This is a genomic window from Bacillus sp. FDAARGOS_527, from assembly GCF_003812125.1.
Lineage (GTDB): Bacteria > Bacillota > Bacilli > Bacillales > Bacillaceae_G > Bacillus_A > Bacillus_A paranthracis.
The window spans coordinates 3806525-3819776 of the sequence record NZ_CP033795.1; the positions used below are offsets into that span (position 1 = coordinate 3806525).

The 13252-nt window shown below is 37.7% G+C and carries 12 protein-coding genes and 1 other annotated feature; of the genes, 1 reads left to right on the plus strand and 11 read right to left on the minus strand.

The window, feature by feature from the left end; genetic code table 11:
* The first annotated feature begins 36 nt into the window (after positions 1 to 36).
* Positions 37 to 459: a pyrophosphohydrolase domain-containing protein gene (locus EGX95_RS22415; protein WP_000180554.1), complete on the plus strand. Its 423-nt coding sequence runs from the start codon at positions 37 to 39 to the stop codon at positions 457 to 459.
* Positions 460 to 503: 44 nt separating this feature from the next.
* Here EGX95_RS22415 and EGX95_RS22420 read toward each other — a convergent pair whose 3' ends face one another.
* The 11 genes from EGX95_RS22420 to EGX95_RS22475 form a co-directional block, all read right to left on the minus strand.
* Positions 504 to 1454, minus strand: a complete 951-nt coding sequence (locus EGX95_RS22420) for a hypothetical protein (protein ID WP_000677610.1) — start codon at positions 1452 to 1454, stop codon at positions 504 to 506.
* 203 nt (positions 1455 to 1657) lie between these two features.
* Positions 1658 to 4066 (minus strand): leucine--tRNA ligase, encoded by a 2409-nt coding sequence (gene leuS / locus EGX95_RS22425; protein ID WP_000009457.1) that lies wholly within the window; start codon positions 4064 to 4066, stop codon positions 1658 to 1660.
* A 65-nt stretch (positions 4067 to 4131) separates the two neighbouring features.
* Positions 4132 to 4351 (minus strand) — a binding site (T-box leader).
* A gap of 188 nt (positions 4352 to 4539) precedes the next feature.
* Positions 4540 to 5733 carry an MDR family MFS transporter gene (locus EGX95_RS22430; protein ID WP_001137564.1) on the minus strand — a complete coding sequence of 398 codons (1194 nt, stop codon included), beginning with the start codon at positions 5731 to 5733 and terminating at the stop codon, positions 4540 to 4542.
* Between the two features lie 287 nt (positions 5734 to 6020).
* Entirely contained in the window at positions 6021 to 7244 is a 1224-nt protein-coding gene (locus tag EGX95_RS22435) for a cation:proton antiporter (protein WP_000380202.1), read from the minus strand.
* A 3-nt stretch (positions 7245 to 7247) separates the two neighbouring features.
* Complete coding sequence (locus EGX95_RS22440; protein WP_001026045.1) at positions 7248 to 7745, minus strand: cation:proton antiporter regulatory subunit; 498 nt, start codon at positions 7743 to 7745, stop codon at positions 7248 to 7250.
* 34 nt (positions 7746 to 7779) lie between these two features.
* Entirely contained in the window at positions 7780 to 8346 is a 567-nt protein-coding gene (locus tag EGX95_RS22445; RefSeq protein WP_000454219.1) for a tyrosine-type recombinase/integrase, read from the minus strand.
* Between the two features lie 331 nt (positions 8347 to 8677).
* Positions 8678 to 10522: an FtsX-like permease family protein gene (locus EGX95_RS22455; protein ID WP_000897810.1), complete on the minus strand. Its 1845-nt coding sequence runs from the start codon at positions 10520 to 10522 to the stop codon at positions 8678 to 8680.
* Between the two features lie 16 nt (positions 10523 to 10538).
* Complete coding sequence (locus EGX95_RS22460; RefSeq protein WP_000165854.1) at positions 10539 to 11300, minus strand: ABC transporter ATP-binding protein; 762 nt, start codon at positions 11298 to 11300, stop codon at positions 10539 to 10541.
* Between the two features lie 297 nt (positions 11301 to 11597).
* Positions 11598 to 12620, minus strand: a complete 1023-nt coding sequence (locus EGX95_RS22465) for a DUF418 domain-containing protein (protein ID WP_000527722.1) — start codon at positions 12618 to 12620, stop codon at positions 11598 to 11600.
* A gap of 136 nt (positions 12621 to 12756) precedes the next feature.
* On the minus strand, positions 12757 to 12906 hold the full coding sequence (locus EGX95_RS22470) for a hypothetical protein (RefSeq protein ID WP_001129345.1): 150 nt from the start codon (positions 12904 to 12906) through the stop codon (positions 12757 to 12759).
* Between the two features lie 15 nt (positions 12907 to 12921).
* Positions 12922 to 13185, minus strand: a complete 264-nt coding sequence (locus EGX95_RS22475; protein ID WP_000840865.1) for a YtzC family protein — start codon at positions 13183 to 13185, stop codon at positions 12922 to 12924.
* Positions 13186 to 13252 lie beyond the last annotated feature (67 nt).

Consider the following 13252-nt stretch of genomic DNA (forward strand, 5'->3'; position numbering starts at 1 on the left):
TGAGATTCGGCACTAAGCGAGAAAGGATGAAACAACATGACAAACGAAAAAGGTTTAGATAAAGGGTACGAACTTGTTGCGAAAATGCATGAAGTATTCGGACATCCTGTGACAAATACTCCAACAAAATTAACAGAAGAACGCGCAAAAATCCGTGCGAGTTTTATGCAAGAAGAGCTAGAAGAATTTCTAGAAGCAACGACTGTTGAAGATCAATATGATGCACTGATTGACCTTATTTACTTTGCATTCGGCACGTTTGCCGAAATGGGCGTACGTCCTGATAAAGGATTCGAAATTGTAAATAACGCAAACATGGCAAAACTATTCCCTGACGGGAAACCTCGATTCCGCGAAGGTGACGGTAAAATTCTAAAACCTGAAGGCTGGCAAGCACCAGAACCACAACTTCGTGCTGAAATCGAACGTCAACGCCAAGAAGCTGAAAAAAACTGCTAGGAAATCCTAGCAGTTTTTTATTATGTCTTTTTTTCTAGCAATCATTAATGACCCACGTGTCCCGCATGTCCTGCTGCTCCACTAATGCTAGCCGCTCCTGCTGCTGCCCCTGCTCCTCCTGCCCCAATTCCACCTGTCCAAGGAGAAGATTGTTGTTGTTGTTGATACTGTTGATATTGTTGGTGTTGTTGGTGTTGTTGGTGTTGTTGACCTTGATGACCATGTTGGCCATGATGACCGTGCTGACCTTGATGGTGATGCTGGCCATGGTGACCGTGCTGACCTTGATGGTGATGCTGACTATGGTGACCGTGCTGACCTTGATGGTGATGCTGACTATGGTGACCGTGCTGGTGGCCTTGATGTGTTTGATAAAGAACAGCTTGCGGATGAATGTGGTGTTGACCGTGGTGATGTACTTGTTGTTGATGATGATGACCGTGTTGACCTTGGTGGTGGTGTACATGATGACCGTGTTGGCCTTGGTGATGGTGATGACCATGATGACCGTGCTGACCTTGGTGATGGTGATGACCATGATGACCGTGCTGACCTTGGTGGTGATGATGTACATGGTGGCCGTGTTGGCCTTGGTGATGGTGATGTACATGATGACCATGAACAGTTTGCGGATAACCACCTACTCCTCCTGCCACAACACCTACTCCAGGTACCGGAAATCCTGTTTGTACTCCTCCAACGAAAGATGGGAATGTAGTTGGTACGCCTACTGGTACTCCTCCCGCTGCTCCGCCTACAAATGTTGGGATTCCTGTTTGCACTCCAGCTACTGATGATGGAAATCCTCCTGTTAATGTTGGAATTCCAGTTTGTGCTCCAGCTACTGATGTGGAAAATCCTCCAGGTGTTCCACCCATCCAGCTCGGAATTCCGCCATATCCTTGTTGTCCGCCTCCCATTAACATCATTTGTTCATAACTATCCGATCCACCTCCGAAAAATCCGTGTGGTGCATTATTGTCCATCCCTTTCATTCCTTTCACCTCTTCTACTCAATTTAGCCTACCTTTTTTATCATATTTCCTATAGAAAAATAGGTGTTTGTCTGTATTGGAATTCCGCTCTTTTATTTGTACGTAGTGAAATAATTGAAAGCTTAGACTAAGGTGATCCAGAAATTATTTTCTACACAAAAAAGCTCAGAGCATAAATACTCTGAGCTTTTATTTAGAATACATTAGTTTGCAACAACGTTAACAAGTTTTCCAGGAACTACAATTACTTTACGAACTGTTTTCCCTTCAATTTGGTCCTTAATTGCTTCAAGTGCAAGTTGTTCCATTTCTTCTTTTGATGCGTCTTTACTCATTGTTAGTTTTGCGCGAACTTTACCCATAACTTGAACAACGATTTCAACTTCATCTTCTACAAGTTTAGACTCATCAAATGTTGGCCAGCTTGCATATGTGATTGTTTCATTGTATCCAAGTTTGCTCCATAGCTCTTCCCCGATGTGAGGTGCAACTGGTGCAATCATTTTTACGAAACCTTCTACATATTCTTTCGGAAGTGTTTCAGCTTTGTATGCATCGTTGATGAATACCATCATTTGAGAAATCGCTGTATTGAAGCGAAGCTCTGCATAGTCTTCTGTTACTTTCTTCACTGTTTGGTGGTAAGCTTTTTCAAGTTCTTTATTTGGTGCGTCAGTAATTTTCTCACTTAATTCACCGTTATCTTGAACGAATAGACGCCATACGCGGTCTAGGAAACGACGAGCTCCGTCAAGGCCATTTTCAGACCAAGCGATTGAAGCATCTAATGGTCCCATGAACATTTCGTATAAACGAAGTGTGTCTGCACCGTGGCTTGCTACGATATCATCAGGGTTTACAACGTTACCTTTTGATTTACTCATTTTCTCGTTGTTTTCACCTAGAATCATACCTTGGTTGAATAATTGTTGGAACGGCTCTTTCGTTGGAACTACACCGATATCGTATAATACTTTATGCCAGAAACGAGCATATAGTAAGTGAAGTACAGCGTGCTCTGCACCACCAATATAAATATCAACTGGAAGCCATTGTTTTACTTTTTCAGGATCTACAAGTGCTTCGCTATTGTTTGGATCGATGTAACGTAAGTAATACCAGCAGCTACCAGCCCATTGTGGCATTGTGTTCGTTTCACGACGACCTTTTTTACCAGTCTCAGGATCAACAACATTTACCCACTCGTCAATGTTAGCAAGTGGTGATTCACCTGTACCTGAAGGACGGATGTTGTCTGTTTTCGGAAGAACTAATGGTAATTCTTCTTCTTTTACAGCTGTCATTGTGCCATCTTCCCAGTGAATAACTGGAATTGGCTCACCCCAGTAACGTTGACGGCTGAATAACCAGTCACGTAGACGGTATGTTACTTTTTGATTTCCTGCGCTCGTTACTTCAAGCCATTCAATCATTTTTGCGATTGCTTCTTCTTTATTTAAACCATCAAGAAATGCTGAGTTTACGTGTTCACCATCACCTGTGTATGCTTCTTTCGTAATGTCTCCGCCTTTTACAACTTCCTTCATTGGAAGATTGAACGTTGATGCAAATTCATAGTCACGCTCATCATGAGCTGGAACTGCCATTACAGCACCTGTTCCGTAAGTTGCAAGAACGTAATCAGCGATCCAGATTGGTAATTTCTCACCATTTACTGGGTTAACTGCGTAAGCACCAGTGAATACACCAGTTTTTTCTTTCGCAAGTTCTGTACGCTCTAAATCACTCTTCATTTTTACAGAATTAATGTAAGCTTCTACAGCTTCTTTTTGTTCAGCAGTTGTAATGTCAGCAACAAGTGCATGTTCTGGAGCAAGTACACAGTAGCTTGCACCGAATAATGTATCAGGACGCGTTGTGAAAACTGTGAACTTCTCGTCTGTACCATCGATATTGAAGTGTACTTCGGCACCTTCAGAACGACCGATCCAGTTACGTTGCATATCTTTTAAGCTTTCTGGCCAATCAAGCTCATCTAGATCTTCTAATAGACGATCTCCGTAAGCTGTAATTTTTAACATCCACTGTCTCATCGGACGACGCTCAACTGGATGTCCACCGCGCTCACTCTTACCGTCAATGATTTCTTCGTTTGCAAGTACTGTACCAAGTGCTGGGCACCAGTTTACAGGTACTTCATCAACGTAAGCTAAGCCTTTTTCAAATAGTTTTAGGAAGATCCATTGTGTCCACTTATAGTAGTTTGGATCTGTTGTATTTACTTCACGGTCCCAATCGTAAGAGAAACCTAATGATTTAATTTGGTTACGGAATGTATTAATATTATGCTCTGTAAATTCAGCTGGGCTGTTTCCAGTATCAAGTGCATATTGCTCTGCTGGAAGACCGAATGCATCCCATCCCATTGGATGAAGAACGTTATATCCTTGCATACGCTTCATACGAGATAAAATATCTGTTGCTGTATAACCTTCTGGATGTCCTACGTGTAAGCCTGCACCTGATGGATATGGGAACATATCTAGTGCATAAAATTTTGGTTTTTCTGTCTCATCTGGCGTACGGAATGTTTTATTCTCTTCCCAGTACCCTTGCCACTTCTTCTCAATTTCTTGATGATTAAAGCTCATGAGATACCCTCCTTGAAATTCTATTTATTTTCACCGCCCAAAATACAAAAAACCTCTCATCCCTAGAAAGGGACGAGAGGTTATAGATTCCCGCGGTACCACCCTAAATTAATGTACAAATATACATTCGCTTAGATCCGTAACGTGGATTAACGGCAATTGCTACTATTAGTTTCACAACTGCAACTCAAAGGCGAGTTCATAACGAAACGTGGATTGACTTGCACCGACCGTCAACTCTCTAAACCAGCTTCTATTACTACTACTCCTTCTCACTGTTATTACACATATGAGTTAATTTGAACTACCCTCCACTTCGTATCTCTAAAGAGCTTACTTAAAGCGGGGCTTCTCGGTTAATCGTTACTTTTACTAACTAACGAATTCGTCTTAAGACAGCCGAGCAATCTCCCTTGTTCCAAAGGTTGTTTTATTTAAATATATTCTAAAACATGTGAACATGTTCCGTCAAACTAAACTGCAATTTTTTCTTCAACTGTTTCTTCTACTTTTACTCGTTTATCATAAATACTCGTTGCTATAAGCGCTACTACAAGCATTACCATGATTGCTATAAACAATACTTCCATATTGTATAAATCCACAATTGCTCCGCCAACGACCGGCCCGAACATTTTCCCTACAGTCGCCGCACTATTTACAACACCTTGATAAAACCCTAACTTATCTTTTGGCGCAAGTATATTTGCAATCGTTGGAACTGCTGGCCATACGAATAACTCACCAATTGTTAATGTTACCATCGCAACGAGGAACATCGTAAATTGCTGCGCTTGACTTAATACAATGAATGACACTGCAAAAATAAGAATCCCAATCATAATTTGTTGTTTTAACGAACGCTTCATCCAGCGAATTAACATACTAACTAGTGGCTGTGCACAAACGATCATCGCTCCGTTTATCGTCCATAATAAACTATAGTGACGAAGACTAATATTTAACTCTTGCATATGTGTTGCAATTGCTCCTTGCCATTGTACGTATGTAACCCAGCATAAAGCATATGCTACACATACGATAAGAAGTGCTTTGAATCCAGGTGTAAGCGACCAACCTTTTTTCGTTTCAACTTCTTTTTGCACCCCTGGCTCTTTCTTGTCTTCCATACCACGGAATCCAATAAAAGCAATTAAGAAGAAAACAAAGTATAAAATAAAGTTTGCTAAGAAAATATAATCAAAACGATATGATGCAACCAATCCACCACACGCTGTTCCAATCGCAATACCAACGTTTTGTCCAACATACATCGCATTAAATGCTCGTCTTCCGCCCTCTGGCCAAACCGTACCAACCATCGCATACATCGATGGAAAGACCATTCCAGAACCAAAACCGATTAACGCTAGCCACACAACATATAAAGGCCAACCGTGGAAGAACACAAGACCTAAAATCGATACGAGTGTAATGACAATCCCTACTAAAGTTGATTTATAGCCGCCCCATTTATCAAATAAAACACCGCCGAGCAAGTTTCCGATTACACCAGTAAGCGAGTTGATCATTAATACCATTCCGGCCACAGATAAAGATTTCCCTAGGTGATCATGCAAATAAATTGTATTAAAAGGCCATAAAAAAGAAGCACCCGTGACATTAATAATCATCCCAGCTACTAATAGCCATACTTTCCTTGGCATAGTTTCCCCTCCTATTCTATTTTTTTCGTTCATATATATAACAGTAAAATTGTAGTCGTTTTTAAATAGGAAGGCAACTGATTAATAGTTGATGAAATTCAGATAATGGTTTTGCGGTAAATGAAATTATATTGATTGCTTCTTGGATTATATCAGCGATTATCAAAATATATCGGCGCAACTAAAAATATATCAGCGATTATTAAAATATATCGACTTACCGACAAAAAATGACAACAGCAACAATATATAAAGAGGCTGCATGAAGTTCATGCAGCCTCTTTATACTATCCAACTTCCTTTTCTCGCTTTGCACGTTCTTTCGCACTCCATTTAAATACCTTATCTAGTAGAGAGTATATTCTCCCAGACTCTTTCGTTAATAACGGTCCTAACGATGCCAATATTAAAACATATAAAGCAGAGAACGGTTTAATCGCTGCCATTAAGCCACCCGCAATGCCGATATTAGCAACAATAATGGAGAACTCTCCACGCGATACAAGTGTTAAACCGATATTCGTAGAAGCCTTATGCGATAACCCGGCTTTACGTCCCGCCATCATTCCAGCAGTAAAATTGCCGATTAGAGTAATGAAAACTGCTCCTAATGCCAACCACACTGCTCCTCCAAGCGAAAACGGATCTATGCTTAAACCGAAGCTGAAAAAGAATATGGCTCCAAAGAAATCACGGAATGGGACGACGAGCTTCTCAATCCGATCACTATGCTCTGTTTCAGAAAAGACGAGTCCTAATAATAACGCTCCAATTGCCTCAGCAACATGAATCGTTTCTGAGAATCCTGCTACGAAGAATAAAATAGCGAATATTACGATAATAAAAATTTCATTTGAGGAAATATCTAATATTTTATTTAAGAACGGCGTAGCTTTTCTAGCGATTACAAAGAATAGTAGCATATACCCTACTGCGATTAACACCGATGTAAGAGCACCTACAAATGATGTGGCACCACCGAGTACTAACCCTGAAACGACCGATAAATATACAGCTAAAAAAATATCATCAAACATGATGATTCCTAATATTAATTCAGTCTCTTTATTACCAGATCTTCTTAAATCAACAATGACTTTTGCAACAATTGCACTTGATGAAATTGTAATGATTCCAGCAATAATTAACGTCTCTAATAAGGGAAATCCCACCACATATCCATAAAGCAAACCTAATAAGAAATTAAGTGATATGTGAACAGTCCCCCCAAAAGCAATTGATTTTCCTGATTTAATTAATTTTTTAATTGAGAATTCTAAACCTAAGTAGAATAGGAGGAATATGACGCCAACACGGCCGAGGAAGGAAATAACTTCTCCGCTTTCAATAAACCTTAAATCGATAAGTCCTAAATCGGGGGCATGAGGCCCCACTAACATACCAAGTATAATGAGAAACGGAATAATCGAGAACTTTAACTTCGCAGCGAGGATAGCTGCAAAAGCTACTAATACTAACGCAGTTCCAACTTCAAAGATTAAAGTATCCATCGATTATGAATCACCTCCTGATGAAAGCAATTCATTAATAATTCTTTTCACTTCATGTCTCGCGCCCGATAACACGAGCATATCGCCAGCTTCAATAATAGAGTCTGGACCTGGATTAAAGAATTTCTTCATATTCTTTTTTAAAATAGCAATAATCGTTACGTTATATGTTTTTCTGACATGTAAGCTACCAATTGTTTTTTGTACGACTGGTGCATGATTCTCCACCTTAAACCATTCAATTGATAATCCTTCAAAAGCCATCTCAATTGTGTCTAAAGCTTGCGGTCTATATACCATTCCGCCTAATATAGCCGCAATTTGTCTCGCTTCAGAATCACGAAGAGAAATGCTTGAAATACTTTCATCATGATCTGCATCAAAATGATACATTTCTCTTCGACCATCATCATGAATAACGATAACCATTTTTTCATTACCTTTTGTTATAACTTCAAATTTACATCCAATGCCCGGTAGTTCACTCTCTCTAATATTCATAATTTCCGCCTCCTAAAGTTTTTAGTTACGGCTTTTACAAATCTACATCAATCTCAGTTTTAAACTTCTCATCTTTTGAGATTCCTAAATACTTAAGCGTCTCTGATGGAGTCGCGTGATGGAAATGCTTTTGCAATAGTGCAATTGCTATTCCTCTTTTATACGCATGAAATCCAAATGTTTTTCGCATTGAGTTCGTTCCAATCTTTCCAACAATCCCAACCGCTTCCGCTGCGTTATGGATTACACGATACGCTTGTTGGCGTGAGATTGAATTTGTCGTTTTATTAGATTGAAATACATAGTTTTCTCTTTTCACATCAATAGATTGTACGTACTCTAAAAGTGCTTCTTTTACTTTTGTATTTAAATAAATATCTTGTTTAAACTTTTCATCTTTCACAGGAAGAGAATAAAACTCTTTAACAGTTCCATCTTCATTTAATACTTCTTCGAATTTCATACTAAGTAGCTCAGTAATCTTTAATCCTGTGTTAATTCCAATAACAAATAAAAGATAATCTCGCTGCGAGTGCTCTTTTAAATACTTTTTCATAGCCTCAATTTGGCTTATATCTTTTAATGCCTCTACAACTTCCATACATGTATTCTCCTCATCTTATGAACGGTAATTTTCTCATCATGTTGTCCATTTTACCTTATCACGCTATGAGATTTCCATGTATTATCCATTATTTTTACAATATACTTTTAGGTTTGGAAATTTATAATTGTGCAAATACAGTAGGGGTAGGAATAATAGGGGGATACAAGTTCAACCTCTTTCTACAGATCGGATTCCTCCTTTCATTTTACAGCTGCTTCTACTTTTATATTATGTTACTTATTTATATTATATTATACATTTCAGTAACATTAAAGTGTTTTTTCTGAAAATAATAAAAACCGAGCAGTTTCGCTCGGTTTTTTTATTAATCTTCTTTCGGAAGAACAATTCCTTTATACAATTGAACGGTAATGAAGTAATAAATTGCATAAATAATTACGAAGATAACAATCGGTACCCAAATACGGAAGTACGGATCAACTAAAATAAACCCGAAAATATTCATACCAACTAATACGTGAGCAATACCTACAATTGCTGGGAATAGGAAGACTAAGAATAACTCTTTATAAATTGATTTTGTTAATAATTCACGGCGCACCCCGATTTTACGAAGCATTTGATAACGCGTAATATCTTTTGATGCACCAGAAAGAATTTTAAACATTAGGCAGCTTGCCATCATTGCTAAGAATGCAATTCCAAGGAAGAATCCCATAAATACTGTCCCGCTCGCAAGACCGTAGAACATGTCATACATTTGATATTTACTACTCATTTGTTCAGCTTTTATATTTTTATATTTAACTAGCTGCAACTCGTCAAGTTTTTTCCATTCTTTTGTGTATGCTACGAAATTGTCTGTTTTTCCAATAAATACGATTCCTTCTTTACCGTTTACAGTATCGTACATTTTTTGATCTACAATTTTAACGGCATGATCTTTGTATATATAGTATGGTTGAATTGTTCTAAATGCCTCTTCCCATTCTTCAGGCATTGCTTTTTCATTTTGATCTTGCACTGCTCCTGCTACTGTACCTACTGGAGCTTCTCCTGAAACTTCTTTATATTTACCGAAATTTTCCTTACCTACACCATCTCGAATAAATGGTTTATGTTTCTCTAAATCTTCTTTTACATAATAAATATATTTGTCGTCTACTTTATAACGATACTCAGTTTTATTTTTAAATGATATACCATCTAAAATTTTCTTCTCTTCAGCTGTTGGATTATGAATAATCGAATCATAAATTTCAGATCCATCAACCGTTTTGATAACGTTATTTTTAAACGCCATACCACCTGAAATTGCACCGGCTCCAAGCGCAACTAACATCGCTACTGTCGCAAGCACCTTTGTTAAGCTATTAATACGGAAGTTTAATTGTGCAAATGTAAAAGCATTAAGTCCTTTTTCACTACGCTTTTTATTGCTTTTTAACTTTTTAATAATAACCGGAAGAAGTGAGCCAAATAGCATGTAAGTACCAGCTGTTGTTGTAATTAATGCAATAAGGATTCCCATTTCTCTTAGTTTTTCCATGTAAATCATTGATGCATAGCCAATTCCTAATAAAATTACCGCAAGGAATGCAACTAAACCTGTCATTTTTCCTTTTACTGCAACACGTTCTGTTTGTGCATCTGCATGTACAAGTTGCAGTACAGAAATACGTGATAACTTAATACTATTCATAATTGCTGATAATACAAATAGTGCAAAGAAGAAAATACAAGTAACAGTCATAGATGGCAGGTAAAATGCTTTATAACCTTCACCAGCAAACTCTAATTGTTTCATTAATAACTGTCCGATACCTTCTGCAAGTCCTACACCAACTGTAATACCAATCGCAAGAGATGCAACACCTAATACAATCGTTTCAATAAACATAAGTAATGTAACTTTATGCTTTTTTGCTCCTAACATCATATACATACCAAACTCTTTTTGACGAAGAGATAATAAGAAAGAGTTTGCATATAAAATATAGAAGAACGTTATTATTGCTAATAAAAATGAACCTGCTTGGAATACGAATCCGATAGACCTAATTATTGAATTAGATTCAAGAAATGTTTTATTCAGCGCTAACGTTTGAAACATATAAAAAATCGAGATAGACATAACAAGACCAACAAGTAAGACGATGTAATCTTTCAGCTTACTTTTCAATCCTGACATGGAAAGTTTAAATAACATACTGGAGCCTCCTTTCTTACGCTTTTTGTGTGCCTAAGTCTGCTAGCACATCTAAAATCTCTTTATAAAACTCTTCACGCGTACCACCGCGGTGAATTTCTTTATATAGCTCACCATCTTGAATGAATAAAATACGCTGACAGTAACTTGCACTGTAAGGATCATGTGTCACCATCATAATCGATACACCTTGATCTTTATTTAAGTTTGTCATCGCATCAAGTAAACTCGTTGCATTTTTAGAATCAAGCGCTCCTGTTGGCTCGTCCCCTAAAATAATTGCAGGTTCATGCACTAATGCACGCGCCGCTGCTGAACGTTGCTTTTGTCCACCAGATACTTCAGATGGGTACTTTTGAAGTATTTCTGTTATTCCTAACATCTCCGCTACCTTCTCAACTTTCGGTCCAATGTTACGTGATGAAACACCTTGTAGTGAAAGTGGAAGTGCGATGTTTTCATAAATAGATAAGTTTTCTAATAAATTAAAGTCTTGGAAGATGAATCCTAACTTTTGTGAACGGAAATCTGAAAGCTCACCTTGCTTCATTTTTGTAATATCCGTTCCCGCAATTTCAACAACGCCGCCCGTTGCTTTATCTAGCGTTGAAATTACATTTAATAATGTCGTTTTACCAGAACCAGATGGTCCCATAATCCCAACAAACTCACCCTCTTGAATTGAGAATGATACACCTTTTAATGCGTGTGATTGGTTCTCACCTTTTTTACCGTACACTTTTTGAACGTTTTTCACGTCTACAACTGGTTTCGTCATATATATCCTCCTACGCTTGTTTTTCCATTACCTATTTTGCGCCTTTTGGAGATGAACTGCTATTTGTTAACATTACAATTACCTTACACTTTTGTAAGATAACAAAGGTGTACTTGTAAGCTTCGCTATTAATACTAGTGACACAGTGAATCGGTAACTGAAATTATATCGGCGATTTTTCAAATATATCGACGATTCTCCTACTTTTATCAGCGATTTTTTTAATATATCGACTTATCGACAAAAGCCGACAATATAAATAGGCTGTTCCACAAAAGGAACAGCCCACTTCTCTCTTTATTTCTTTAAAGGCGTTACCGTCCAATACGTAATAACACGCCAAATCCATTCTAATGGACCCATTTTAAAGATTTTCATCCAAATCACACTAAACACAATTTGAATTGCATAAATTGCAATACACACATATAACGTCTGCACGTACGTTAAGTTACCTGCAAAGTTACATACACTTCCTGCGATTAAAATCATTGCAGTTTGTCCAATATAATTCGTTAAAGCCATACGACCATAATATTTCAGTGGCGCTAACAATGTTTGAACTGGTTTTAATTGAAGTAGTAAAATTAATGCTCCAACATAGAAAGCTGAAATAATTGGGCCAACTGTAATACCAATTTTTAAAAATTGGCTTGCAGCATCCATTGTTCCATCTTCAGTTTCCATTATCCCATTTATAAATGGTTCAGCAGGAACGTGCCCATATTGATACCATACAGCTATTACGCTTAAAACAAACATAATACCTGTAAAAATAGCGACTTTCTTTATGTTCTGCGTAAGATTTTCAAATACACGATATTGTCCTGCAGCAAGCCCTAATAAAATTAAGCCAAGTGGTAATAGTTCTTTCGCTCCCATTACACTGAAGGTAATTGTTAAAATAAGCCCTAGTACTAGGTTCACTTCTTTTTTCGCCTTATAAAATGGTAAAACGATTAACCCACAAATTGCATATAACGCTAGTGCTTCTCCAGGCTGAAACATTTGATGAATCAAACCGAAAATAAATAGTGCAACTAAGCGGCGGAAAAATAAAACATATCCATTTTTGCCATTTGCAATTGCTCTAGAGATAAAGATATAGAATCCCACTCCAAATAAGAATGAGAAGATTGAGAAGAAACGACCTTCTACAAATAAGTATAAAAACCTTTGATAACTAGCATCCACTGTATTAGGATCCGGAATTTTAATGTTAAGTAGTGCAAGAATATTTACTAAAATAATCCCCAGTAATGCGAAGCCACGAATGTAATCTAACTCATCAATTCGTTTGTTTGTAATATTGTTCCCCATAAAGCAACTCCTTGTATAAAATTTAACCCTTCCTTACTCTACTGGAGAAAACGGCTCGCAACTATCGACAAACCTTACAGAAATCTTACATTATTGTCATATAACCAAATAAAACCAGGTCATATTGCGACCTGGTCTACTCTGATTGCTTCGATCTTTGAGGTTGTCCTTTTTTACTGTTACGCTGTTTCACTTGAACAACTGGATCAAGCTCATTCGAAAACTCAGCGTTATGTCCATTTTGCGTTTTTTGCTCTGGGTTATTTTGATCTGAACGTTTCGCCATTACATTCACTCCTTATTAGTGCGGTGTAATAATCATTTGATGTTGCAACTGGCGAATTGCCATACGCGCTCTATTTAACTGCTCACGTTGCTCATCATTCGCATGTTGTTGCATCGTTTGTAAATCGTTATATGCTTGTTCTAATTGTAACTGTGCATCTGAATACTCCATCGTATTGTAATGCTCTTGTCTCATACCAAGATCTAATTGTTCTTTCGCATATTCCACCGCTTGTTCCGCTTGTGTAATATACGATTCAAGTGATTGACGCTCTGCCATAATTGTCCCTCCTTGCTTCAATTCCCCTTTAGTGTGTCCCTTCCATATGAACCTTATGAGTATGTTA